At 62.1% G+C, this 25,412-nt stretch carries 21 protein-coding genes and 2 pseudogenes; 7 read left to right on the top strand and 16 right to left on the bottom strand.

The features are described 5' to 3' along the window. Positions 1-227 precede the first annotated feature (227 nt). Complete coding sequence (gene pepN / locus AC0NIE_RS26645; protein WP_473489725.1) at positions 228-2,873, bottom strand: aminopeptidase N; 2,646 nt, start codon at positions 2,871-2,873, stop codon at positions 228-230. 156 nt (positions 2,874-3,029) lie between these two features. On the opposite strand from pepN, the gene AC0NIE_RS26640 reads away from it, so the two are divergent. Then, positions 3,030-5,336, top strand: coding sequence for a xanthine dehydrogenase family protein molybdopterin-binding subunit (locus tag AC0NIE_RS26640; RefSeq protein WP_473489726.1), 2,307 nt, complete (start codon positions 3,030-3,032; stop codon positions 5,334-5,336). A gap of 44 nt (positions 5,337-5,380) precedes the next feature. Next, on the top strand, positions 5,381-6,283 hold the full coding sequence (locus tag AC0NIE_RS26635; protein WP_473489728.1) for a DMT family transporter: 903 nt from the start codon (positions 5,381-5,383) through the stop codon (positions 6,281-6,283). Here AC0NIE_RS26635 and AC0NIE_RS26630 read toward each other — a convergent pair. The 5 genes and pseudogenes from AC0NIE_RS26630 to AC0NIE_RS26610 form a co-directional block, all read right to left on the bottom strand. After that, positions 6,284-6,793: pseudogene (locus AC0NIE_RS26630) on the bottom strand (MmyB family transcriptional regulator); the annotation flags it as partial. A 166-nt stretch (positions 6,794-6,959) separates the two neighbouring features. Next, the gene (locus AC0NIE_RS26625; protein WP_474044109.1) at positions 6,960-8,114 is read right to left on the bottom strand and encodes an IS4 family transposase; all 1,155 of its coding nucleotides are present in this window, start codon (positions 8,112-8,114) and stop codon (positions 6,960-6,962) included. 46 nt (positions 8,115-8,160) lie between these two features. Further along, positions 8,161-8,484, bottom strand: a pseudogene (locus tag AC0NIE_RS26620) (helix-turn-helix domain-containing protein); the annotation flags it as partial. 265 nt (positions 8,485-8,749) lie between these two features. Continuing rightward, the gene (locus AC0NIE_RS26615; protein WP_473489795.1) at positions 8,750-9,637 is read right to left on the bottom strand and encodes a uracil-DNA glycosylase; all 888 of its coding nucleotides are present in this window, start codon (positions 9,635-9,637) and stop codon (positions 8,750-8,752) included. Between the two features lie 100 nt (positions 9,638-9,737). After that, positions 9,738-10,382, bottom strand: a complete 645-nt coding sequence (locus tag AC0NIE_RS26610; protein WP_473489796.1) for a hypothetical protein — start codon at positions 10,380-10,382, stop codon at positions 9,738-9,740. Between the two features lie 246 nt (positions 10,383-10,628). On the opposite strand from AC0NIE_RS26610, the gene AC0NIE_RS26605 reads away from it, so the two are divergent. Further along, positions 10,629-12,308, top strand: coding sequence for an electron transfer flavoprotein-ubiquinone oxidoreductase (locus tag AC0NIE_RS26605; protein WP_473489797.1), 1,680 nt, complete (start codon positions 10,629-10,631; stop codon positions 12,306-12,308). 157 nt (positions 12,309-12,465) lie between these two features. On the opposite strand, the gene AC0NIE_RS26600 is transcribed toward AC0NIE_RS26605, so the two are convergent. Next, on the bottom strand, positions 12,466-13,461 hold the full coding sequence (locus AC0NIE_RS26600; protein WP_473489798.1) for a VOC family protein: 996 nt from the start codon (positions 13,459-13,461) through the stop codon (positions 12,466-12,468). Between the two features lie 111 nt (positions 13,462-13,572). Further along, a complete protein-coding gene (locus AC0NIE_RS26595; protein WP_133254826.1) occupies positions 13,573-13,902 on the bottom strand; it encodes a MoaF-related domain-containing protein in 330 nt (109 codons plus the stop codon). A gap of 191 nt (positions 13,903-14,093) precedes the next feature. On the opposite strand from AC0NIE_RS26595, the gene AC0NIE_RS26590 reads away from it, so the two are divergent. Next, on the top strand, positions 14,094-15,140 hold the full coding sequence (locus tag AC0NIE_RS26590) for a LacI family DNA-binding transcriptional regulator (protein ID WP_473489799.1): 1,047 nt from the start codon (positions 14,094-14,096) through the stop codon (positions 15,138-15,140). 454 nt (positions 15,141-15,594) lie between these two features. Next, entirely contained in the window at positions 15,595-16,200 is a 606-nt protein-coding gene (locus AC0NIE_RS26585; protein ID WP_473489815.1) for a DUF922 domain-containing protein, read from the top strand. A gap of 4 nt (positions 16,201-16,204) precedes the next feature. Here the strand turns inward: AC0NIE_RS26585 and AC0NIE_RS26580 are convergent, their stop codons facing one another. The 5 genes from AC0NIE_RS26580 to AC0NIE_RS26560 all read right to left on the bottom strand — a co-directional run bounded on the left by AC0NIE_RS26580 (position 16,205) and on the right by AC0NIE_RS26560 (position 19,989). Then, complete coding sequence (locus AC0NIE_RS26580) at positions 16,205-17,260, bottom strand: endonuclease/exonuclease/phosphatase family protein (protein WP_473489800.1); 1,056 nt, start codon at positions 17,258-17,260, stop codon at positions 16,205-16,207. Positions 17,261-17,356: 96 nt separating this feature from the next. After that, entirely contained in the window at positions 17,357-18,817 is a 1,461-nt protein-coding gene (locus tag AC0NIE_RS26575; protein WP_473489801.1) for an AMP nucleosidase, read from the bottom strand. A gap of 131 nt (positions 18,818-18,948) precedes the next feature. Beyond that, positions 18,949-19,143 carry a hypothetical protein gene (locus AC0NIE_RS26570; RefSeq protein WP_473489802.1) on the bottom strand — a complete coding sequence of 65 codons (195 nt, stop codon included), beginning with the start codon at positions 19,141-19,143 and terminating at the stop codon, positions 18,949-18,951. 35 nt (positions 19,144-19,178) lie between these two features. Then, on the bottom strand, positions 19,179-19,331 hold the full coding sequence (locus AC0NIE_RS26565) for a hypothetical protein (protein WP_165848692.1): 153 nt from the start codon (positions 19,329-19,331) through the stop codon (positions 19,179-19,181). Between the two features lie 313 nt (positions 19,332-19,644). Next, positions 19,645-19,989, bottom strand: coding sequence for a DUF2147 domain-containing protein (locus AC0NIE_RS26560; protein ID WP_473489803.1), 345 nt, complete (start codon positions 19,987-19,989; stop codon positions 19,645-19,647). Between the two features lie 472 nt (positions 19,990-20,461). Between AC0NIE_RS26560 and AC0NIE_RS26555 the strand changes: the two genes are divergently transcribed. Further along, positions 20,462-20,728: an SEL1-like repeat protein gene (locus AC0NIE_RS26555; protein ID WP_027152750.1), complete on the top strand. Its 267-nt coding sequence runs from the start codon at positions 20,462-20,464 to the stop codon at positions 20,726-20,728. A 411-nt stretch (positions 20,729-21,139) separates the two neighbouring features. Continuing rightward, positions 21,140-22,261, top strand: a complete 1,122-nt coding sequence (locus AC0NIE_RS26550; protein WP_473489804.1) for an ABC transporter substrate-binding protein — start codon at positions 21,140-21,142, stop codon at positions 22,259-22,261. Positions 22,262-22,377: 116 nt separating this feature from the next. Here the strand turns inward: AC0NIE_RS26550 and AC0NIE_RS26545 are convergent, their stop codons facing one another. The 3 genes from AC0NIE_RS26545 to AC0NIE_RS26535 all read right to left on the bottom strand — a co-directional run bounded on the left by AC0NIE_RS26545 (position 22,378) and on the right by AC0NIE_RS26535 (position 25,412). Then, positions 22,378-24,336, bottom strand: coding sequence for an acetyl/propionyl/methylcrotonyl-CoA carboxylase subunit alpha (locus AC0NIE_RS26545; RefSeq protein WP_473489805.1), 1,959 nt, complete (start codon positions 24,334-24,336; stop codon positions 22,378-22,380). A 49-nt stretch (positions 24,337-24,385) separates the two neighbouring features. Continuing rightward, positions 24,386-24,763: a hypothetical protein gene (locus AC0NIE_RS26540; RefSeq protein WP_473489806.1), complete on the bottom strand. Its 378-nt coding sequence runs from the start codon at positions 24,761-24,763 to the stop codon at positions 24,386-24,388. Positions 24,764-24,881: 118 nt separating this feature from the next. Further along, the gene (locus AC0NIE_RS26535; protein ID WP_473489808.1) at positions 24,882-25,412 is read right to left on the bottom strand and encodes an O-acetyl-ADP-ribose deacetylase; all 531 of its coding nucleotides are present in this window, start codon (positions 25,410-25,412) and stop codon (positions 24,882-24,884) included.

The following is a 25,412-nucleotide window of genomic DNA, read 5'->3' as shown; positions in this document are numbered from 1 at the left end:
GGCTTGTCCATAGGCGCGGCGAAAAAAGATTAAAAATCGACTAAAATAATGGCTTTTCCGCCCGATGCCGGGCGGCAACCTTCAAAGGTGTGTTGAGATTCAGGTCAGGTCGCGCCGAGAATGGTGGATTCCGAGAACAGGAGCGGAGCGTACTTTTGGGTACGTGAGCACCGGAAGCGCAGAAAACCGCCGTTCGCAGGCCGGCATCACCTGAATATCGACATACCTTACGCCAGCGTGCGCTCGACGATGTCCCGCAAATCGGTCGACAGGTTCTCGGTTTTGGCAATCGAAAGCAGCGCTTCCCTTGCTTTGGCCCGCCGGGCAGGTTCGAGCGAGCGCCATGATCTGAGTGCCGTCGCCAGCCTGGCGGCCAGCTGCGGGTTGCGCTTTTCGACCTGCAGGACCGTTTCGACGAAAAACCGGTAGCCTTCGCCGTCGGCGCGATGGAAGCCGGTCTGGTTGGCGCTGGAAAACGTGCCAACGAGCGAGCGCACCCGGTTCGGATTGGCCATCGAGAAGGCCGGGTGGCCGGTGAGGGCGCGCACCGCATGAATGGTTTGCGGGCCCGGCACGCTGGCCTGGATCTGGAACCATTTGTCCATCACCAGCGGATCGGTGGCATATTTCGCTTCGAAGTCGGCCAGCGCCTTGACCGTCTCGGGCGAACCGCGGTGGCGGAGCGCAAGCACGGTCAGTGCGGCGGCACGGTCCGTCATGTTGGTCGCGGACTGGAAGTGCCGGGCCGCAAGCGCCGCACCTCCCGGCAGCAGCGAGAGATAGTCGAGCAAGGTGTTGCGCAGCGCCCGGCGCCCGGCGCTCGCCGCATCCGGACTGAAACCGTCCTTGTCGGCCAATCGATCGTAGAGGTCGGAGAATATCTCGCGGTTGGCCTCGGCGATCGCGGCCGTCAGCGGCTCGCGGGCCCGGAAAATGGCATCGGGATCGATGTTCTTGCCGATGTCGCGGGCGATATCGGCTTCGCCCGGAAGCGCCAGAGCCAGCGCCCGATAGGCCGGTTCGAGTGTCTCGTCGCCGGCTATTTTGCCGGCAAGCCCGGTCAGCCGTGATGCGAAACCGGGCTGCTTGCCGTCAAGGACCTGGCGGAAGGCTGATATCAGCGCCTCGGTCAAAAGCGTGTTGAACGCCTGCCAGCGCGAGAACGTATCGTTGTCATGGCCGGCAAGGAAGAACTGATCGTCGGCCTTCTGCTCGACGGAAAGCGTCACCGGCGCCGAGAAGCCGCGATTGAGCGACATCGCCGGGCGCTCGCCAACGCCCGAGAAGCGCACCATGTGCCGGCGCTTGCGGATATGGATGACGCCGTCCTCGACGCTGGCGCCCTCGACGCCGCTATAGGCTATCGCTTTGCCGTCGGCGCCGACCAGGCTAAAGGCCAGCGGAATATGCATCAGCCGCTTGCGGCTTTCGGACGGCGTTGGCGGTACCGACTGCTCGATCTCGAGCATGAATTCCTGGGCTGCCGGATTGTACGTCGAACTGATCGTCAGATTGGGGGTGCCCGCCTGATGGTACCAGAGCGAAAATTGCGAGAGGTCGCGGCCGGACACATCCTCGAACACCTTGATGAAGTCCTCAATCGTCGCAGCCTCGCCGTCGTGGCGCTTGAAATAGAGATCCATGCCGGCCCGGAACGTCTCGCTGCCGAGAATGGTGCGGATCATGCGCACAACTTCCGAGCCCTTTTCGTAGACCGTGGCCGTGTAGAAATTGTTGATCTCGCGGTAGCGGCGAGGTCGCACCGGATGCGCCAGCGGTCCCTGGTCTTCGGGAAACTGATGCGCCCGCAGCGTGCGCACTTCGGCAATGCGTTTCACCGCTCGCGAGCGTTGGTCGGCGGAGAATTCGTGATCGCGGAAAACCGTCAGCCCTTCCTTCAGGCAAAGCTGGAACCAGTCGCGGCAAGTGATTCTGTTGCCAGTCCAATTGTGGAAATACTCATGCGCGATGATCGCCTCGATATTGGCGAAATCGGCGTCAGTTGCGGTCTCCTGGTCAGCCAGCACATATTTGTCGTTGAAGATGTTGAGGCCCTTGTTCTCCATCGCGCCCATGTTGAAGTCGGACACGGCGACGATGTTGAAGACATCGAGGTCGTATTCGCGGCCGAACGCCTCCTCGTCCCATTTCATCGACCGTTTCAGGGCGTCCATGGCGTAGCCGGCGAGCCGCTCCTTGCCCGGCTCGACATAGATGCCGAGTTCGACCTTGCGGCCGGACAATGTGACGAAGCTGTCAGCGACCTTGCCGAGAGCGCCCGCCACCAGGGCGAACAGATAGGACGGCTTGGGGAAGGGGTCGTGCCAGACCGCATAGTGCCAGCCGTCGGCAAGTTCGCCGCTGCCCCTCGGGTTGCCGTTGGAAAGAAGCAGTGGCGCCTCGTGCTGCCGCGCCTCGATTCGCACCGTATAGACGGACAGGATATCGGGGCGGTCGAGAAAATAGGTGATGCGCCGAAAGCCCTCGGCCTCGCATTGCGTGCAATAGACGTTGCTGGAGCGATAGAGGCCCATCAGGGCTTCGTTGTGTGCCGGCGCCAGCTCGGTTTCGATCAGGAGCTGGAAACGGGGTGCTGCGGGCGGCGTAGTGATCGTCAGCTGATCGGGCGTGGCAAAAAAATCTGCCGGCGCTAGTGTCCGGCCGTCGATTGCGATGCGGCTGAGCGTCAGGCCATCGCCGTCCAGCACCAGCGGCACTGACGCCGCGATGCCGTCGCGGCGTTCAACCGTCAGCACGGCGACGACGCGCGTGGCTTCTGGCGACAGGCGGAAAGTCAGGCTGGTTTCCGGTATGAGATAGTCGGTGGGGCGATAGTCTTCGAGCCTGAAGACCTGGCCGGTGTCCGTGCGCATTCCGTGGGGTGTCCTGTCGATTCCCGCAGCGGCAGGTGAGTCCGCTGGTCCAAGAAATTTGAAGCCCGCGCTCTTTACACGAAACCGTCACTCGACAAAACTGGCGCAGCGCCTATTTCAGGCACTCGTTTTCCAATCATCATCGCGAGGTATACGTTGACCGTCGTCACACCGAAATTCGGCATGGGCGCCTCTGTGCTGCGTCGCGAGGACCAGGCCTTCATCAAGGGTCTCGGTCGCTACACGGACGACATCCAGCCGGCCGGCCTTCTGCACGGCTACGTTCTGCGCTCACCGGTGGCCAAGGCAAGTTTCACCATCGGTTCGACCGAGGCTGCCAAGGCGGCACCTGGCGTCCATCTGGTGCTGACCGGTGCGGATATTGCTCATCTCGGCAAGCTGAAATCCGGCGTCATGCAGAGGCAGCCGGACGGCACCAAGGCACCGACCCGCGATATTCCGGTCCTTTGCCGCGACCGGGTCAATTATGTCGGCGACGCGGTCGCCTTCGTCGTCGCCGACAGCCGCACACTGGCGCAGGACGCCGCCGAACTGATCGAGGTCGATTACGAGGGCGAGGTTGCCGCGTCCGGCACCGCCACCGCGCTTGACGAAGGCACGCAGCTGGTGTGGCCGGAACTCGGCTCCAACCGTGCCTTCAGCTACCACATCGGCGACAAGGCGAAGACCGCGGTGGCATTCGCCAGGGCGGCGCATGTCACCCGCATCGAATTCATCAACAACCGGCTGGTCTGCAACTACATTGAGCCGCGCTCGGCGATCGGCGAATGGAACACGAAAGACAACCGCTTCGTGCTGACCACGGGCTCGCAGGGTGTGCATTCGATGCAGTACATCCTGGCCGACGTGTTCAAGATCAAAAAGAACCAGCTGCGCGTCATCACGCCGGATGTCGGCGGCGGCTTCGGGCCGAAAAGCTTCGTCTATCGCGAACATCCGCTGGTCCTTGAGGCCGCCAGGCGCCTTGGCCGCCCGGTGAAATGGGCCGGCGACCGCACCGAGCACTTCCTTACCGATGCGCAAGGCCGCGACAATGTCGTGACCGCCGAGATGGCGATGGACAAGGACGGCCGCTTCCTCGGCATGAAGGTCGATCTGCTCGCCAATATCGGCGCCTATGTCTCGCAATACGGCCCATTTATCCCCTATATCGGCGTCACCATGTCGACTGGCGTCTACGACATCCAGGCGCTCGATGTTTCGGTGACCGGCCTCTACACCAACACCTGCCCGGTCGACGCCTATCGCGGCGCCGGCCGCCCGGAAGCGGCATTCCTGCTGGAAAAGCTCGTCGACGCCTGCGCTCACGATCTGGGCCTTCCCGTCGAGGAGATTCGCCGGCGCAATTTCGTCAAGCCTGAGCAGTTCCCTTACCGCACGCAGACCGGCCGTCTCTACGACACCGGCGAATTCGAAGGCCATATGAACCGCGCCATCGAGGAGGCGGAATGGCAGGCGTTCCCGGAGCGGCTGGCGCAGTCGAAGGCTGAAGGAAAGATCCGCGGCATCGGTATGGCGACCTATATCGAGGCCTGTGCCTTTCCGGGCTCTGAGCCGGCCTTTGTCGAGTTGAACGGCGACGGGACCGTGACGCTGAAGATCGGCACCCAGACCAACGGGCAGGGGCATGCGACCGCCTATGCGCAGTTCCTCTCGGAAAAGCTACATCTCGACATCAACAAGATCCATGTCCGCCAGGGCGACACCGACGAGTTGAAGGCCGGCGGCGGCACCGGCGGCTCGCGCTCCATTCCCCTTGGCGGCGTATCAGCTTCTCGCGCGGGCGAGGATCTGGCCAACAAGATCAAGCGCGTCGCCGCGGATGAGCTGGAAGCCTCGGCCGGCGACATCGAACTGTCCAACGGCGTTGCCCGCATCGTCGGCACCGACCGCATGATCGATTTTTCGAGCATCGCCAAGGCCGCCAAGAACCGGGACGATCTCAAGGGCTTTGGCGAATTCGTTCAGGACGAATGCACCTATCCGAACGGCACTCACATCTGCGAGGTCGAGATCGATCCCGACACCGGCATGACGGAGATTGTCCGCTATACGATCGTCGACGATTTCGGCGTCACCGTGAACCCGATCCTGCTGGCCGGCCAGGTGCATGGCGGCGTCGTCCAGGGCATCGGCCAGGCGCTGACCGAGAACACGGTCTATGACGAGGACGGGCAGCTGTTGACGGCAAGCTTCATGGACTACGCCATGCCGCGCGCCGACGATATGCCGTTCTTCCATTTCGAGACCCGCAACGTGCCCTCGACCACCAATGCGCTCGGCATCAAGGGCGCCGGCGAGGCAGGCACGATCGGAGCGACGCCTGCCGCCCTCAATGCGGCGACGGATGCGCTCTATCGCGCCTTCGGCATCAGGCATATCGACATGCCGGCAACGCCGGCGCGCATCTGGGCGGCGATCCAGGAAGCAATTGCTAAGTGAGCCCGACAGATCATCCCGGCGGGCACAACACGCTGACCGGGATCATGCTCAAGATCGTGTCGGTGGCGGTTTTTGTCGGCATGTCGTCCTGCATCAAGGCGGCGGGCACGGTGCCGGCTGGCCAGATCGTGTTCTTCCGCTCCTTCTTCGCCATCTTTCCGATCGTCGTCTTCCTGGCCTTCCAGGGAAAGCTTGGCACGGCGTTTTCGACCAAGCGCCCGCTCAACCACATTGCGCGCGGCGTTGTCGGCGTCTGCGCCATGGGACTCGGCTTCTTTGCGCTGACACGGCTGCCGCTTCCCGAGGCGATCACGCTGAACTACGCACAGCCGCTGCTGGTGGTGGTGTTCAGTTCGATCTTCCTCGGCGAAGCGATTCGCGTCTATCGCTGGAGCGCGGTTGCGGTGGGACTGGTCGGCGTGCTGGTCATCTCGTGGCCGGAACTGACGCTGCTTGGTTCGGGCGCAGCACTCGGCGATCAGGAGGTGCTCGGCGTCATCGCCGCTTTGGTCGCGGCAGCGATCTCGGCCGTCGCCATGCTGCTGGTGCGCAATCTCGTCCAGAGCGAACCGACGGCAACCATCGTGCTGTGGTTTTCGGTGACGGCGAGCGTCCTGGCGTTGCTTTCGCTGCCGTTCGGCTGGCAGGCGCTGACACCGGCGCAGGCGGGTCTTCTCATAGCTGCGGGCTTTTGCGGCGGGCTCGCTCAGATTCTGATGACGGCAGCCTATCGCCATGCCGAGGCCTCGGTCGTGGCGCCCTTCGAATACACGTCGATGCTGCTTGGCATAGCCGTCGGCTATCTCGCCTTCGGCGACGTCCCGACGGTTCACATGCTTGTCGGCGGCACGATCGTCGTTGCCGCGGGCATCTTCATCATCTGGCGCGAGCGCCAGCTTGGCCTCGAACGTGCCCGCACCCGCCAGGCGACGCCGCCGCAAGGATGATCAGGACGGCTCGGCCCGCTCCTTCGCCAATCGCACCAGCACGGTCCTTGTCTGCTCATCGGCGGGGAAAAAGGATTCGATCGCCAGTTCCGACAGCGTCACGTCGAGCGGCGTGCCGAACACGGTGATGGTGCTGATGAACGACAGCACAGCATCGCCATGGGCAAGCCGCAGCGGGTGCACGATCGCGTTCGGCTCGACCGGTACCGGCCGCGTGCCGTTCAGGCCGGACGGATAGGTCCGAAGCTCGCGTTCCAATTCGACCAGAACCGGGTCGCCTGAAGCGTCGTTCTGGTGTTTCAACCGGTCAAGAAGATGCACGCGCCATTCGGCCAGGTTGATGATGCGCGGCGCGACGCCACTTGGGTGTAGGCTGAGTCGCAGCACGTTGACCGGGGGCTTCAGCAAGGAGGGCTCGGCGACGTCGGCAAGGAACGGGCCGATGGCCGCATTCGCCGATACCAGGTTCCAGTGCCGGTCGACAGCGAGCGCCGGGAAGGGTTCGTGCCCCATAGGCGCTAACTTAGGCATGAGCGTTATCCTTGCTGCGGCGGATTGGCTTTTTCGTCGCCTCGGTGGATCGCAGACGTGGCGGATGACTTCGGCAAAGCGCGCCACGATTTTTCCCGGCCGCATCACGATCAGTATGGCGTTGAGGATTGCAGGACGCAGGAGACTATGCAGCCTCCAAAGGGACAGCGATTGCGCTGTGGGTGGTTTCATCTTCACAGGGGGGAGAGTCGAGAACGTCGGTGACGGCCTCGTCGATCATCAGCGCCAGGATCAGATGGGCTGTCAGCCAGCTTCGAGCGAGCCGCTCATCGCGTGCGGGAAGCTTATGGATACCCATTCCACTCTTGAGCCGCTTGAAGGTGAGTTCGACTTGCCAGCGCAGCCGATAGGTTTGCAGAACCTCGTCGGCCGCCAATTCATCGGCTGGGATCGACGTCAGCAGCATGACGAAGCCTGCTGCGGTGAGGGTCATCGGGTGCAGCCTCTTGCTGCCACGTCGCTGATGCCCTCGCCTTGCCGCCTTCTGTGCTTTTTGCGTGGCCTCCTCATCCTTGCGCTTGACGATGAGCCTCGCCGGCAAGAGCGGCTTGCCTCGGCTCTTGCTCGTGCGGCCTGAATGCTCCAGGAGCACGCTCATCTCGCAAACTTCACCGGGCTGCAAGGGCTCAAAGATGGCGTTCCAGTCGACCCGTTGCCCTTCGGGCGTGGTCAGCCGAACACTGTTCCAGCCCGTGCGCACGATGAAGTCGCCGCCCGCCGCCACCACCTTTTCAAGGGACGGGGTACGAGCGTAGGCGCGATCGCCGACAACGATGTCGCCTTGGCAAAGCGGAACACGAAAGAAGCCTTCACCGCCGCGAGCGTCGCTAATCTCCAGATGCGTGAACCGCGCAAGCGCAGGTTCGTAGGTGGCGTGCAGCCGCCAGTCCGTGCCGGCACTGCCGGGGTGCGAGATCGAACTGCCATCGACGACGCGCAGCCGACGCCCCGTCGCCGCGGTACTTTTGACACAAGCGTTTTCCAGCAAGGCGCCTGCGATGCAGCCAAGCCAATCGGCCGCTCCACGCAAGCGCTTCAAAAGAGCAACATCGGAAAGGCTCGCAACGTCGTTCATCCCGGCCCAGGCGGCCGCCGAGCGCAGGCTCATCCCGCCGGGGCCATAGGCCAAGGCCAGACGCAGCAATGTCGCTGCGTCCGCAACATTGCGACGACGTACCAGCGCTCCCGTCGCTCGCGCCGTCGTGTCAAGATCAACACATTGCGACAGTCTCGAGATCAGAGCCTGCCAGTCGCTTTCAATCGAATCATTCCTCTGCATCTGGCCTAGGAATCACATCTCGATTCCACCAGTCTACCCCTAAGTTAGCGCCTATGGGTTCGTGCCCCTTGAGCACGACCTCGACGGCAGCCATCGCCGGCGCCAGTGAAGCATCGGTGGGCGAACGCTCGCTGAAGCTGGGGGCAAAGCCTGCGGCCAGCAGGAGCTGATTGCGTTGCCTCAGTGGGATCGACAGCTGCTCGGCCAGATGCAGCACCATATCGCGCGAGGGTGCCGCGCGGCCGCTTTCCACGAAGCTCAGATGCCGTTGCGAGATTTCGGCTTCCATGGCGAGATCGAGTTGGCTCATGCGCCGGCGCGTGCGCCATTCGCGAATGAGGTTGCCGGCGGAAGTCTGGGTTGCTGTCATGGGATATGACTAGGCCTGCAGCAGATGCATTTCAATTATCGGGGAGGTTATCGGTACAGCATCTACGTCGGAGATTGGCGAAAGCGGTGATGACGGCAATCTCCCCCCTTGTGGGTCCCTTGTGGGGGAGATGCCTGGTAAGGCAGAGGGGGGCGCTGTCCCGCCGACCTATCGGGAGGCCACGAAAGTGGGCCATCCTTCGCGCCCCCCTCTGGCCTGCCGGCCATCTCCCCCACGAGGGGGGAGATTGGCTAATCTCGAACCCTCAACCCAGCGCCCGCAGCTTTGCCTTCACCTCGAGGAAATCCCGCCACGCCAGCTTCTTGTGCGAGGGGGTTCTCAAGAGATAGGCCGGGTGAAGGGTCGGCATGGCGGGAATGGCAATCCCGGCGGCAGTCGTGTGGACGCGCCAATTGCCGCGCAACCGCAGGATGCCCTCGGTGGTGTTGAGCAAGGTCTTTGCCGAGGGGCCGCCCAAATTGACCAGCACCTTCGGTTTGACCAGCTCGATCTGCCGTTCGATGAATGGCCGGCAGATCTCGGTCTCGTGCGGCGTCGGCGTGCGGTTGCCCGGCGGCCGCCAGGGGATGACATTGGCGATATAGGCCGACGTCCGGTCGAGGCCGATCGCGGCCAGCATCCGGTCGAGCAGCCGGCCCGAGCGGCCGACGAACGGCAATCCCTCGAGGTCCTCGTCGCGGCCGGGCGCCTCGCCGACCAGCATCACCGCGGCATTCGGATTGCCGTCGGCGAACACCAGGTTCTTGGCGGTGAATTTGAGATTGCAGCCGTCGAATGCCGCCATGTGCTGGCGAAGCTCGTCCAGGGTCGCCGCGGTCGTTGCCAATTGGCGCGCCAAGGCCGCTTGCTGCTCGTCGGGCACCGTCGCCGTCCCGGACGGCGCGCGCACCGCCGGTGCCGCAGCTTGCCTTTCGCCCATTCCGGCGCGTGACAGGCTTGTCGAGCGTGGCAGTGCGGCGTTTTCACCAGTTGGCGGCGTAACTGTCGCCGGCGCCCGCTCAGGCGGCTTTGACGCAGCCTCGGCAAACCTGTTCAGCGGCTCGTCTTCGAGCGCTTCATCGACGCCGGCGCTGGCGTAGAAGGCCAGCAGGTCGGCGATATCTGGTCGGTCGTCTCGGGAAACGGCAGTCATACTTCCACATTCCGCCGCGCGGCAGCAATTTGCAAATAATGCATGTAACCCAAAAGCGCGCAGCGGTTTTGGGACAACGACATGACGAAAACAAGGATTCTTAGCTCGACGGTATACGCGGATCCTGCACCAGATAGAACGTCCAGCGCGGTGTGTAGTCGGTGATCAGGTAATCGAATTTTGCTGTCTTCAACGGGTCGATCTTGCCGCTCTTGAACAGCAGCCGGTCATAGGGTTCGAAGTCGCGATCGAAATCGGCAAAGCTGCTCGACCAGATGTTGTCAGGCGTTTTGTTGCGCTGGTCGAACGACAGGCCGTCGCCGAACACGCTCGGCCGGTGGAGTATCTCCTGGAGTTCGAACTGGAACTCGACCCAGGCCTGGCCGCTGTTGTTGAGCACGTCGACGCGCATATACATGAGGCCATTGGCAAATTGGCCCGCAGTGCCGAAGGGCTGGATCGGCTTTGTCGTGCGGATCGTCAGTGTCACCGGTGTCGCCGAATTCAGCTCTTCGGTGATGACAAGCGGGTCCTCCTTTGTCCCGATGCCCGAGGCGCTGGTGATGCGGAAGCCGCCCAGCTCGTCGGAAAAGGAGTAGGCTCCGGCCACCCAGACCCTTTGCGGCTCGGCGTGGGCGCCAACGGACGCCAGCGGCAAAAGGGCCAAAACGAGCGCCCGGCAAATCCGTCCGGGCGACGAAAAAAAGCGCGTCGATGAAAAGCCGGATGGCCCAGGAATGCGCATGGTGCGAAGTATGGCCGATAAGCAAGCCGTCGAACAATTAAAAACGTCAGGGCGCCGGCTCTCTTTGGAATGGCTTGGCCCGGATCGATGTTCCGGTGGACCGCAAACCGCGATTTTGTATACGATGCGCGACTTTTTGACGAAATCGGCATTGTCACGTCAGCGCCGGTTTCACGTCGCGAATTGATGCGCTATGCAGCGGATAAGCCAGCAAGATGCGCAAATGCGGTAGCCAGTGAGATGTTGATGAGCGAGATCGAACGCGAAAGCATGGAATTCGACGTGGTCATCGTCGGCGCCGGTCCGGCCGGCCTCGCCGCCGCGATCCGTCTCAAGCAGGTCAATCCCGAGCTTTCCGTCGTAGTCCTTGAAAAGGGCGGCGAAGTCGGCGCCCATATCCTGTCCGGCGCCGTCGTCGATCCGATCGGCATCGACCGGCTGCTGCCGGGCTGGCGTGACGAAGAAGGACATCCCTTCAAGACGCCGGTCACGGCAGACCATTTCCTGGTCCTCGGCCCCGCCGGTTCGTTCCGTCTGCCCAACATCCTGATGCCGCCGCTGATGAACAACCACGGCAACTACATCGTTTCGCTCGGCAATGTCTGCCGCTGGCTGGCGACCAAGGCCGAGGCGCTGGGCGTCGAGATCTATCCGGGCTTTGCCGCCGTGGACCTCATTTACAGTGACGAGGGCGCGGTCACCGGCGTTGTCACCGGCGATATGGGCGTCGAGAAGGACGGCACGCATGGCCCTGGCTTCGCGCCGGGCATGGCACTGATGGGCAAATATGTGCTGATCGGCGAGGGCGCACGCGGCTCGCTGGCCAAGCAGTTGATCGCCAAATACCATCTTTCCGACGGCCGTGAGCCCGGCAAATACGGCATCGGCCTCAAGGAGCTCTGGCAGGTCAAGCCGGAGAACCACCGGCCAGGCCTTGTCCAGCATTCCTTCGGCTGGCCGCTCGACATGAAGACCGGCGGCGGCTCCTTCCTCTACCACCTGGAGGACAACCAGGTGGCGGTCGGGTTCGTCGTCCACCTCAACTACAAGAACCCCTATCTGTCGCCATTCGACGAATTCCAGCGCTTCAAGACCCACCCGGCGATCAAAGGCACATTCGAGGGCGGCAAGCGGCTCGGTTATGGCGCCCGTGCCATCACCGAGGGCGGCTGGCAGTCGGTGCCGAAACTGTCCTTCCCTGGGGGCGCGCTGATTGGGTGTGCTGCCGGCTTCGTCAACGTGCCGCGCATCAAGGGCTCGCACAATGCCGTGCTCTCCGGAATGCTGGCGGCCGAGCATGTCGCCGAGGCGATCGGCGCCGGCCGCGCCAATGACGAACTGGCTTCTTACGAGGCGGCATGGCGGGCAACCGACATCGGCAAGGATTTGAAGAAGGTGCGCAACGTCAAGCCATTGTGGTCGCGCTTCGGCACCGCCATCGGCGTCGGCATTGGCGGCCTCGACATGTGGCTGAACACGCTGTTCGGCTTCTCGCCTTTCGGCACGCTGAAGCACGGCAAGCCCGACTATGCGACGCTGGAGCCGGCCGCCAAGCATAAGAAGATCGCCTATCCGAAGCCGGACGGCGTGCTCACCTTCGACCGCCTGTCCTCGGTGTTTCTCTCCAACACCAACCACGAGGAAAACGAGCCTGTCCACCTGCTGGTCGCGGATATGGATCTGCAGCAGCGTTCCGAGCACGATGTCTATGCCGGGCCTTCGACACGCTACTGCCCGGCCAGTGTCTACGAATGGGTCGACAAGGATGGCAACGCCGCCGCCGATCCCGAGGCGAAGGACGTGCGCTTCGTCATCAACGCGCAGAACTGCGTCCACTGCAAGACTTGCGACATCAAGGACCCGAACCGAAACATAACCTGGGTGCCACCACAAGGTGGCGAAGGCCCAGTTTACCAGAACATGTAGCGTCAGATATTAGCTATTCCTAATTGACAGAACGAGTGGCAAGACTGCTGGCACATCTTGCACTCGACGTGGGATCGCGCGGTGCCGTGCCGAGCAGATCCGGCGAGCGTATTGAATGCCAGAAAATTGCCGTTCTGTCTTCGCGCAAATACCGAATCTACGCCACGGCGGCGATGGTCGTACCCTCCACCGGCCGCGGCACCGGCGTTCCATAGACCCAGAAGGAATCCGGAACCGGAGAGCCGCTCCAGACCACGGCATCGGCGATCTTGGACGCCTCCCACACCACGGTTTTCCAGGCCGGATCGAAAATCATGTAGCCGGGATCGCCCATCACCTCGATGCGATTGCCCCCTGGTTCCAGCATGTACAGGAACGTTGCCCCGCCGATGCCGTGCCGGCCCGGCCCGTGCTCTATCGAAATGCCGGCTTCCCTTGCCAGCTCCGCCAGATCGAAGAGATGCTGCACCGAAATGTAGTGGAAACAGACGTGGTGGAAGCGTCCACGCATCTCCGTCGGCTCCGGGACGATTGCAATATCGTGCGAAAGGTTGGTCACGCTGAGCCAGCTCGCGATCGCCGACCCGTTGTCACCAACGACCCGCTCGCGCTCGCGAAAGCCTAGCACGTCAACCATGAAATCGCGGCAGGCGCCGGTGTTGGCGGCCATCAGGTTCAGGTGGTCGATGCGGCGAACCGGAATGCCGTTGAGCGGGCGTCTCTGCGGGCGATTAAGCAATTTCGTAGCCTGCCCGGGCGGTATGCTGACATAGTCGACGTCCCACAGCAGCTCCATCGAGTGCCCCTCGGGCGTTGCGAATCTGAAGGCGCGGCCATGGCCGGCGTCACCGTCGATCCAGCCTCGCCCGAGGCCGGTCGCCTCTACCGCTGCGACTCGGCGCTCCAGCGCCTGCGGGCTGCGCGTTCGCCAAGCAACGTGCCCCAGTCCGGCGTGCTGTGCCTCGGTCACCTTCAGCGAGTGGTGGTACTGCTCCTCATAGCCGCGCAGATAGACCGACTTGCCGCGCCGCTCGGTCTCTTGCATACCCATGAGGTCCATGAAGAAGCGTAATGTCCCATCGAAATCGGGCGTCAGCAATTCGACATGCGCGAGCTGGGCGACATCGAAGATTGGTTCGGAAAGGGTGTTCATAACGACACTCCTGAAGGTGAACGGGTCTATATTGAGGGAAATGTACTCCTGTATTCGTCAAGTGGCCGCACAACAGTTCGCGTAGTTCGCGCGGCGCGGTGTGATACCCTGTCAGGCCGCCGGTACCGGCTGAATGATCCCCTGCGCACAGAACAATTGCCCGTCGGCCAGCCGCGCATAATTATGAACGACTTTGTTCTCGTGATCCTGAACCTGCACGACGAAGTTACCGCTCTGCTCCGTCCAGCTCATGATGAACAGATCAGGGCGGACGCCTGTCAGATCGCTCTTCACGACCTCGTCGATCTGAGTAGCGCCGAGCGTCGCCCGTACATGCAATTCTGTCGGCGACAGAACCGTCAGCCGCGGCACGAATGGGCCGAATGCACAGTCGAAAGTCTTCCCGACGAGCGATGTCGCCCCACCACTGGTAGCAGCCATCCTATTCCTCCTTTGATGTGATGATTTAGCGCTCACACGCCCAGAGTTGGGCACACGAGCCTTCGCTGGCACAGAATGCTTGCAAATCTGCTATTTCTGCTAATTGGAGCGCTCCAATGCAGGGTCTGCCTTTTATGATGACGAGTCAAGAATAAACTTGGAGCGCTCCAAAAAAGTGTTTAACTGAAGGGGTGAACCATTCCAAAACGCCGACCCTCGCGGATGTCGGGAGAGTTGCCGGGGTCTCCCGCGGCACTGTCTCCAATGTCTTCAATCACCCGGACCTGGTTCGGTCCGACGTGCGCGAGCGCGTCGAAGCTGCGGCGCGCCAGCTTGGTTATGATGGTCCCGACCCTAGGGGGCGGGTACTGCGTAATGGCAAATTCAACGCCATCGGATTTATGCCGCCGGGCGCCTATGCCATTGCCGACGTGATCAGAAGCCCATATGGACGAGAACTTGTGCTTGGCGTTTCGCTTGCGTGCGACGAGGCCGGGGCGACGCTGAGCCTAATCAACGGTACGGAAGAAACGCGCACCTCCACCATCCGGGAGGCGTTGGTTGACGGCTTCATTTTGGGCCATAGCGTAGACATCGACCTGATCACCTCGGCGCAGCGCCGGCGCTTGCCATTCGTCATCCTCGAAAGCGATGCCGGCCCGGATATCAATTCGATCCGGATCGACGGCAGGAGCGGAGCGCTGATGGCTGTCGGGCACTTGGCTGCTCTCGGGCACCGGCATTTTGTGATCCTCTCCATCCGGCGCACATCCGGACCACCGATTGTCCACATGCCGGGCAAGGGCAAGATTACCGCGGGCTTTCAGCTCGACTATGAAAGGCTTGATGGCTTCGCCCAAGGCTTGGCGGAGGTCAATCTGTCGATCGATGATTTTCCGATCATCGAAACCACCCCTGGGGAGCCTTCGGCCGGAGCTGTCGTGTTCGATCGATTTCCAGAAGCAACGGCAATCCTGACCATGTCGGACTGGCAGGCAATCACCGTGCTCGACGAAGCGGTTCGTCGCGGCATAAACATACCCGAGCACGTGTCGGTTGTGGGCTTCGATGGCACCGCGGAATCGGCACGCACCACGCCCCCACTCACCACTGTCACGCATGACATCGTCGGGAAGGGTCGCCTTGCTGCCCAGATGGTGTTTGAAAACGGCCAGCCGAGGCAGATCATCATGTCGGTTGAACTGGCGGTCCGCGGATCGACGGGTCCGCCGCGTTGAGGAAATCCGCAAGGATCGCGATTGGCGCGCAGCACGCCGCCCTGCCGAACGCATGACGCGTCGCCCCCTTTCCGTGCCGCAGGCGCTTAAGAGACGCCGCGTTTGCGCCAGCCAGCGGACCATCGGGAACTCGGGGTGTGTTGAGATTCAAGTCAGGCCGCGCCGACATGGTGGTTTCCGAGAACCGGAACGGAGCGTATGTTCGGGTACGAGAGCCCCGGAAGCGCAGGAAGTTCGCTTCTGGGTCGAGAGACGTTCCGGCCAGTTCAATGTGCGATCGAAGGCGCCGCTGTCATGAGTAGATCAATGGAGCACAACGTCAGCGTGTGAAGTCCAACTGAACCGTCGACCAAAATGAAAGCCGGGGAAAGTCCGTTATATTTGCGGCGTCTAAAAGAAGTTGAAGCGGCGCGGCGCTTGTGGTTCCCTTCCCTCCTGACCCGGAGACATGACCATGCGCCTGGCGGTTTTGACGTGCCTTGTGGCTATTGGTGGCTTGTGCGGCTTCGCACCGTCGGCATCGGCTGACACGAAGGTGCTGGTCAAGACCCGAACCTACGACATATCAGGAACCACGGGCGCCGCCCTGATCGAGGCCATGGACCGGAAAGGTCCGAAGAGGCACGGCTTCATGACGCACGCCATCGCGCTGGCCGCCTATACGGTAAATTGGGACCTTGAGATCACCAGGGAGGGTGGTGTCTGCCGTCTGCGGCAGGCCAATGGGACACTCGATCTCACCTACACCTTACCGCGCATGATCTCAGCCGCGACGCCGGCGCTTCAGAAGCGCTGGAAGCGATTTTTCGCGGGCGTTCGTGCCCACGAGCATAACCACGGCCGCATCGCCAGGACAATGATGCGGGCGACCGAGAAATCGATCACCGGACTGGAACTCGCCGACAACTGGGTTTGCAGCAAGACGCATCGCGAGGCGAGGCGCCGGATCAAGGCTGTCTATGCCGAATACGAGGCGAAACAGAACGCTTTCGACGCGCGCGAGCATCGCGCCGGCGGCCATGTCGAACGCCTCATCGGTGCCCTGTTGCGCAAGCGCTAGGCGATCAGCTTCGAGTCCTGCCGTCCTGTCTCACGGAGGCGGTCGCGGTTTCATGTTCGTCGACCGGCTCTTTCTGTTCCGGCCTGAGCGAGAATTCCACCATCAGCGGAAGATGGTCGGAGCCGGTGCCTTCCAGCCTCGACACCGAATGGATGAGAACCGCGCCCTTGCTGAAAACCTGGTCGATCGGCAGTCCGGCGAAGCGCAGGAAATCCGGCAGCTCGATATAGAGCCAGGTCGGCCCCGGCGAAGGCGCCACGGTCAGCTTGCCAAGGTCTGCGACGCGCCGGACGGCGGCGCTCCACGGCACTGCATTGCAGTCGCATGCCATGATCGATGTTTCGCCGAGCGAGGCGAACTCCCCCGACAATCCGCCGATCTGCTGTGACTGGTTGCGCGGCCATGGCCAGGTGAGGTGCATGGCGGCGACGTCGACGTCGATTCCGCCGAAATCGACCGTCGCGATGGCCATCGCACCGCGGCCATCGCAGCGCGGTTGCGTGCCGGTGGCAAACGGCCGTCTGGACAGCAGCGCAACGCCGAAAACGCCATTGGGGTAGGGGCAGAGGATCCGGTAAGGATAGGCACTGGCGAGATGGTCAAGCTTCGCCTTCCACATGTCGGACACCTCATCGAGGGTGATCACATCAGGCTGGGTCCGGCCGATCAGCGATAGGACTTTTTCAGGCGTTGGATTGTTGAACCGCAGATTCATCTGCAGCAGGCGGTAGACCGCCTGGTCACCGGGGACCGCCTGATCGCCGGCCTCGGCTTCGTAGGCTGCCTGGACCGGCCACAGGCGGGGCACCGACAGGGCGTTCGAGGTGGTGGCAAAGGCAGCCACCGCAAAGAGCAGTGCTGTGGCCGCCTCTAGGCGAAACGAGGTCGCCAGCAGCGGCAGCGCGCAAAGCGCCATCAGCACAGCAAGATGAGCGCGGAAATGAGCGAAGGAATCGAAGGCCGGATGCAGCGTTCCGAAAAACCCGGCCACCAGCGCGACCGAGAAGACGAGCATTGCTACGAATGCTGCCGACGCCATCATGTTTCGAACGCGTGCCATCTACTTTGTTTATCGGCAGAAATGCAGCCCAAATCAAGATTACGAAATGCCCTGCCGCGCGGTTACCAAGGTCCGGTCGATGCAAGCCGATCGGTGCTACTGGAACGCCGTCTCCGAAAAGCTTCTGAGCTTGCGCGAATGCAACCGTTCCATCGGCATCTCGGCCAGCTTTTCCATCGCCCTGATGCCGATGGTCAAATGCTGTGCCACTTGTCGCTTGTAGAACTCGGTCGCCATGCCGGGCAGCTTCAATTCGCCATGCAGGGGCTTGTCCGAGACGCAAAGCAGGGTGCCATAGGGCACGCGGAAACGGAAGCCATTGGCTGCGATCGTCGCCGATTCCATGTCGAGCGCGATCGCCCGTGACTGCGACAGCCGCTGCACCGGCCCCCGCTGGTCGCGCAACTCCCAGTTGCGGTTGTCGATGGTGGCGACGGTGCCGGTGCGCATGATGCGCTTGAGGTCGTAGCCGGAAAGGCCGGTGACTTCGGCGACCGCCTCCTGCAGCGCAACCTGGATTTCGGCCAGCGGCGGGATCGGCACCCAGACCGGAAGATCGTCGTCCAGAACATGGTCTTCCCGCACGTAGGCATGCGCCAGCACATAGTCGCCCAGCGCCTGGGTGTTACGCAGCCCGGCGCAATGGCCGAGCATCACCCAGGCATGCGGCCTGAGCACCGCGATGTGGTCGGTGATCGTCTTGGCGTTGGAGGGGCCGACGCCGATGTTGACCATGGTGATGCCGCCATGGTTCGGCTTCTTCAGATGATAGGCCGGCATCTGCGGCAGGCGCGGCGGTGCCACGCCATCGCTAGGCGCGCTTTGTCCAGCCTTGGTGACGACGTTTCCCGGCTCGACGAATTCGACGTATCCGCCGCCGCCATTCGCCATCAGCTTGTGCGCACGGGCGACGAATTCGTCGATGTAGAACTGGTAGTTGGTGAACAGCACGAAATTCTGGAAATGCTGCGGACTGGTCGCCGTGTAGTGCGACATCCGGTGCAGCGAGTAGTCGATGCGTTGCGCCGTGAACGCCGCCAGCGGCCTGGCTTCGCCTAACGCCACTTCGAACGTGCCGTTGGCGATCTGGTCGTCGGTGCCGTCGAGGTCCGGCACGTCGAACAGGTCACGAATCGGCCGCCTGATGCGCTCGGCTGCCGCGCCGTCGACATGGGAGCCTTCCAGGAACGCGAAATGCAGCGGGATGGGCGTCGTTGATTCCGAAACCGTGACCGGAACGCCGTGATTGCGCATGATCAGGCCAAGCTGTTCGGTAAGATAGCGTTCGAAAAGGGCAGGCTGGGTTATGGTGGTCGAGAAATGCCCAGGTGTCGGCATGTGGCCGTAAGCCTGCCGCGAGTCGATCTGGGTGAATGAAGTCGTGGTGACGCCGACCTCGGGATAGAAGGCCCGGTAGCGCTTGTTGTTGTCGCCGCCTGCGGCGAGCGCCGTAAATGAATCGCGCAGGAATTTGGTGTTGCGATCGTAGAGGACCTGCAAGGCCGCGACGGCCTTTCCTGCATCATTAAAGCTTTGCCGACCAAACGGCTCCGGCATCACGACTGAGTCTATGGCTTGGGGATAGATTCGCTTTTCCATGACCCAATATAGAGGCTTGGCCATGCGGTTGGGAGGGGCCAAAGGGTCGTTTTTTGTTTTTGGATAGTTTCGATGAAGGCCGATTGCGCCTAGCCGCGCCGCAGGCTGACCAACAGCACAAAGCCGACGCCGGTCTTCTTCAACGCCGGCGCTTCGATCGTCGAGCCGGCATCGGCGCGCATCGAGGGCACGGCCAGAACCGGCGCTGCAAGAACCATCAGGATGAGCGTCGCCCGCGGCACAAGCCGAAGGGTCTTGAGGGCGTTGGCGATGATGCGGTTCATGGTGTGTTGCTTCTCTCTAAGGGTTTCTGTCGGCGTCAATGGCGAAGGTGGCTCGGGCAACCGAACCGGCAGGAATTGGCCTGGTCCCAGGAGCGGGCTGGGCGGCCGGCCTCGGCAACGAGGATGGCGAACGACATGCCGAACAGGCTCATCAGCAGGCAGACGATGGTGAAGCGGCGGGCGAACATTGCGTGGTGTCTCCTTCAACACACATGAGAATGCCCTTATGCAACTGAACCGGTTCTGATGCCGGCGTTCATCTGCGGTTCAAATTTATCGACGGAGGGTCGAGTGCCCGCCGCCACCGCGCCGTCGCCGGCCACGAGCGCCGCCGCAGTCTTGCTACCGACATCCAATCTTGCTGCCGACAAGGGCGGGTAAAATTGCTATTAGGGCGCTGAAGGCACGGCCCGCACGATTGATCCGTTGTCCCAAGCAGACGGCGCAAACAAAAAAAGGGGCCTTCGCGGCCCCGTTTTCAATTTGTGGCAGCGGAAACGATTAGAGCTTGTGCCAGGTCTGGCTCCTGCAGATCAGCCCGCCGAGCACGCAGCCGCTCATCTTGAGCGAAGCGCCCGAGACCGAGGCCTTGCCCGAATAGGTCTTGTCGGTCTCCGGGTCGGCTATGGTCCCCGTATATTTGTTGGCGCCGGACACCTTGAACGAACCGATGCGCTTGCCGGCAAACTTGCCTGATTTGAGCGTGATCGAAAATGCACCGCCGCCGCTTGAGATGGCGGCAGTCGAACCGGCTTGCGTTTTCCAGTTGCCTTCGATCGGATCGGCCCAAGCCGCGCCGGCCATGATCAAGGTGGCCGCAAGGGCCATGCTGATTTTGCGAAACATGTTTCTCCTCCCTCTGGGCATCCGGCCGGGTGTTCTGCCCCGCCTGTCTGCCTTTTACGCAAACGTAAGCTAATTCACCTCCCGACAAAACAAAAGCGGTGCCGCTGCGGAAGACTTCAGGATTTTCTGGCCGCACGAAGCGGTCTCGTCGGTGGGAAATGAAAAGTTCGCAACTCCGTCTTTGTCTCCCGTGGTTAGCGGAGTCTTGATCTTCGCCTCGCAAATTTTCGTCAAATTTAGTGCAAACCGGCGCAATTGCTGGCTTTGCATCCTTAACGAATTCTCGTGTTTACCTCTTGTTTTAGCTTTGTTTTCCTCAAATTAAGCACGCCACTTAACCGCGGATTCAAGCCTCCGGTTCATTCTCGAAAGCATCGAAAGAGCGGCCACCCCCAAGGGTTATCAACAGACACCAAGGGACAGAACGAGGCAGCTCTCGGGAGCCTGACAGGGGCTAGAACAGGGGATTGAAATGGCACGTTTTGAAATGCCTGAAGCCGGCTTCGGCGCCATGGGGGCAACTGCCCAGGCCGACATCCTTTTCGAATTGGGCATGATGTATGCGACCGGCCGCGATTGCGAGACCGATGTCGTCGCCGCCCACAAATGGTTCAACATCGCGGCGATCAAGGGCTCGGTCCGCGCCGCGGAACTGCGCTCGGAATTGTCGGCCGCCATGTCGAAGGTCGAGATCGCCAGGGCGCTGCGCGAAGCCCGCGAATGGATGACGATGCACTAAGTTGGCCCTGAGTTCATCGGGCACTGAGTTGATCGGGCACTGAGATCATCGACAGGGACGCTTCAGGTCAAGGCCGCGCAAGACGGCCGGACCGGCAAAAACAAGGCCGCGCAAGACGGTCGTACCAACAATGACAAGAACGCGGCAGGCCGGATACGGCCAACCTGCGCGACGGACGGGGAAGGCGAGCGGTTTTCGGACGCGGGAGCGCTTGGGATCGTTCGATCGACAAAAGCCGCGACCGGCCGGAACAAGGCAGGCGCGGCTTTTGTGTTCAGGCCTCAGGTTGCAGGCCCAATCGAGTGCCGCCGATGCGCCTAGACAGGCTTGGCGAGGGGTGAAATTCTCCCACCTATTCTGGAAGAGGCGCGGCCGAAGCGGCCGTGCGCGGAGTGGAGGAGTTGTATCGCCATGAAAAAGTTGGTTATTTTGAGCGCGGCCATTGTCGGCCTGGTGATGAGCGCGCCGATTGCCTTCGCCGAAGACATCACCTTTTCGGTGGTCGGACCGATGACCGGACAGCTTGCCACCATCGGCGACCAGTTCAAGCAGGGCGCGCAAGCCGCCGCCGACGCGATCAACGCCGCTGGAGGTGTCGAAGGCCGCCAGATCAAGCTCGACGTCCAGGATGACCAGTGCGATCCGAAGCAGGCGGTTTCGGTCGCCAACCGCATCGTCGCCAACGGGGTCAAGTTCATCGATGGCCATGCCTGCTCGGGCTCGAGCATCCCGGCCTCGGCCGTCTATGCCGAAGCCGGTGCGCTGATGATGAGCCCAGCTTCATCGAACCCAGAGCTGACCGACGCGGCGGCGAAAGCCGGCTGGCCGACGATCATGCGCCTTTATACGCGCGACGATGCGCAGGGCGCGTTCATCGGTCCATGGATCGCCAAGAAATATGCCGGCAAGAAGGTCGTCATCATGCATGACAAGAGCGCCTATGGGCAGGGCGTGGCCGATGCCGTCAAGGCGACGATGAACCAGAACGGTCTCAACGAGATCCTCTACGAGGGCATCAACGCCGGCGAAAAGGACTACTCGGCGCTTGTCACCAAGCTCAAGGAACTGAAGGCTGATGTGGTCTATTTCGGCGGCTACCACCCCGAGGCCGGCCTCATCCTGCGCCAGTCGGCGGAACAGAACCTCAAGTTCCAGCTGATCATGCCGGACTCGATCGCCACCCCGGAATTCTGGCAGGTTGCCGGCCCGGCCGGCGAAGGCACCATGTTCGTCTTCCCGTCGGATCCGCGGGCCAAGCCCGAAGCCAAGGAAGCCATCGAAAAGATCAAGGCGGGCGGCTTCGTGCCCGAGGGCTTTACGCTGTTCTCCTATGCCGTGATCCAGGCCTTTGCCGAGGGTATCAAGCGCGCCGGCAGCGACGACCCGGCCAAGGTTGCCGAAGCGTTGAAGAACGGCGAGCCGATCAGCACCGTCGTCGGCTCTGTCATTTTCGATGAAAAGGGCGACCTCAAGAACGTCAGCTACGACATCAACCAGTGGCACGACGGCAAATACGCGCCGATCCAGCCGTAACAATTGGCGTCGCTTGCGGTAAAACGGAAATGGCCGCGTCAGACCGGCCATTTTCATTTGGGCATGCGTTTGTGGCGCGTGTCTTCAACGTCACCTTATGAATGGGGGAACAGCGGTCAGCCGTGGGCTTCCTCGGCAAAACGCACCAGCACGGTCCCGTCGGTGACCTGCGCGCCTTCCGCTGCGATTTCGGCGATCGTGCCGTCATGGGTGGCGGAAATCGTGTGTTCCATCTTCATCGCTTCCAGGATCAACAGCGGCTGGCCCTTGATGACGGCCTCGCCCTTGGCTGCACGCACCAGCTTCACCAGACCCGGCATCGGCGCCCGCAGGCTGTCAGAACCGGCGGCGATTTCGTCGGCCCTTGCCAACGGGTCCGGCACCGCGAAGCTGTAGCCGACGGCGCCCGAAAAGACAGTGACATGGCCCGGCCAGCGGGCAAGGCGAGAGCCAGCGCGCAGATCAAGCGCGCTGTCATAAGGTGCGTCCAGTGCCACTTGGAAGCGTCCGTCCGGCCGCACCGACACAAGCGCGAGGATCTCATCCTCGCCGTAGCGCAGCCGCGTGCGCCGCGCCAAGGTGTGAAAATGTCCATAACCGGCAAGCGACGACCACGGATCGTCGGACGGCGGCTGAGCGCCGGCGCCGGACGCTGCAAATGCGGCTGCGGCGACGATCTCGCTGCTCGGCGGCGGCACTGCGGTCAGCGCTTGCTGATGCCTGCCGATCAGGCCGGTATCGACATCACCTGCCGAAAAATCCGCGTCAGCGGCAAGAGCGGCGAGAAAGGCGGTGTTGACGGTCGAGCCAGCGATCTCGGTCTGCGAAAGGGCCATGCTCAGCGCTTCGAGCGCCGCCTGCCTGCCCTTGCCGTGCACGATCAGCTTGGCGATCATTGGATCGTAGAAGGGCGAGATGGCATCACCGGCCCGCACGCCGGTCTCGATCCGCATGCTGGCGCCCTCGGGCGCAGTATCCGGAAATTTCAGGTGATGCAGCGTGCCCGTCGCCGGCAAAAAACCCTTTGCCGCGTCCTCGGCATAAATGCGCGCTTCGAAGGCATGGCCGGAGAGCGTGATCTCGCTCTGCGTCTTCGGCAGTTTTTCGCCGGACGCCACCTGCAACTGCCACTCGACCAGATCGGTACCGGTAACCATTTCGGTGACCGGGTGCTCGACTTGCAGGCGGGTGTTCATTTCCATCAACCAGAAGCGGTCGGCCTTCAGCCCTTGTGAGGCATCGACGATGAACTCGATCGTGCCGGCGCCGGAATAATTGATCGCCTTGGCGGCCTTCACCGCCGCCTCCGTCATCGCTTTGCGCAATGCTGGCGTCATGCCGGGGGCGGGGGCTTCCTCGATCACCTTCTGATGGCGGCGCTGCGCCGAGCAGTCGCGCTCGTAGAGATGCACGACGTTGCCGAAGATATCGCCGAATACCTGAACCTCGATGTGGCGCGGCTTGTCGATATATTTCTCGACCAGCACACGGTCGTCGCCGAAAGCGGCCTTGGCCTCGCGCCGCGCACCCGACAGCGCCTCGGAAAAGTCGTCGGGGTGTTCCACGCGCCGCATGCCCTTGCCACCGCCACCGGCGCGCGCTTTGATCAGGACGGGATAGCCGATCTCGCGTGCCTTGGAGGCGAGCAGCACAATCTCCTGCGCCTCGCCGTGATAGCCCGGCACGACAGGCACGCCGGCCTTCTCCATCAGCCGCTTGGCCGCGTCCTTCAGCCCCATGGCGCGGATCGAGGCGGCTGACGGGCCGATGAAGACGAGCCCCGCCGCCGTCACCTGATCGACGAAATCGGGGTTTTCCGAGAGGAAGCCGTAGCCCGGATGGATGGCCTCGGCGCCGGTGGCCAAAGCCGCGGCGATGATCTTGTCGCCGCGCAGATAGCTTTCGCCGACCGGGGAGGGACCGATATGCACCGCCTCGTCGGCCATCTCGACATGCAAAGCCCCGGCGTCGGCGTCGGAATAGACGGCAACGCTACGTACGCCCAGCTTGCGCGCCGTGCGGATCACCCGGCAAGCGATCTCGCCGCGGTTGGCGATCAGGATTTTGGCGAACATGAAACCTCCCGGATTTTCCGCGGGCGGTGCCAGTCAGCCAGGCGACTGACTATTTGGAAAGCGCGATCTGACAGCCGCCGCTCGCAAGCCTGACTTTCCACTTTTTCAAGCCTGACTGACAGTTCCGCAGCGCCAAATCTTCCGCCGCCTTTTGCGATGGTGCGTTCAGCCGCGCGCCGCAAATGATGGAGATGTCGACGACGCGCGAATAAAAGGTCGTTGCATAGGCTGAATGGCCGCTGGCCGCCACATAGGCGTTGTACGTCTTGGTACACGGATCCTTCGGGTTTCCAGCCAACGTCGGGTAGAAACGGATGTCGCCTTTGTTGCCCGCCAGTGATTCCGCAGCGCTGCTGCCTGGAGCAGCTAATATAAGAAGCCCTGCAAGTATCGATGCAGTAGTTTTCTGAGAAAGTCCCAGTCTCATCTTCGCCCCATCCCCATGGAAATTGCAAATCAGCAATAGCCGCAATTTTTCCGTCTGGCCAGTTCGATGTTTGAAAATGAGTCTGAAGGGTGTGGATGGGATTTCTCATCGGGACAGGTCACGCTCCCGCCAGGCGCAGCAACGCCTGCTGGTATAGTTCTGCCGTCTGCTGGTCGAAGCAGCAGAAAATGACAGTTTCCGGAACCGCGTTCTGGCCGACGAAGGCGCTCACAGTGCCAACGGCGATCTGCGTCGCCTGGTCCTTTGGATACCGGTATACACCGGTCGAGATCGCCGGGAATGCCACGGTCCGGCAATCCTTGGCGACGGCGAGTTCGAGCGACCGGCGATAGCAGGAGGCGAGCAGATGGGCTTCACCTTTGCCGCCGCCTTGCCAGACCGGACCGACCGTGTGGATGATATAGCGTGCCGGCAGCCTGTAACCCTTGGTGAGTTTTGCGTCGCCGACCTTGCAGCCATTGAGTGTTCGGCATTCGGCCAGAAGCTCAGGGCCGGCCGCCCGGTGAATGGCGCCGTCGACGCCACCGCCGCCCAGAAGTGACGTGTTGGCGGCGTTGACGATGGCATCGACCGCCAGCTTCGTAATGTCGCCGATATGAACGCGAATCCTCTGATTGATTTCGCTCAT

The sequence above is a fragment of the Mesorhizobium sp. WSM4842 genome (genome assembly GCF_055901575.1).
This window is presented reverse-complemented; position numbering and strand designations above follow the sequence as displayed.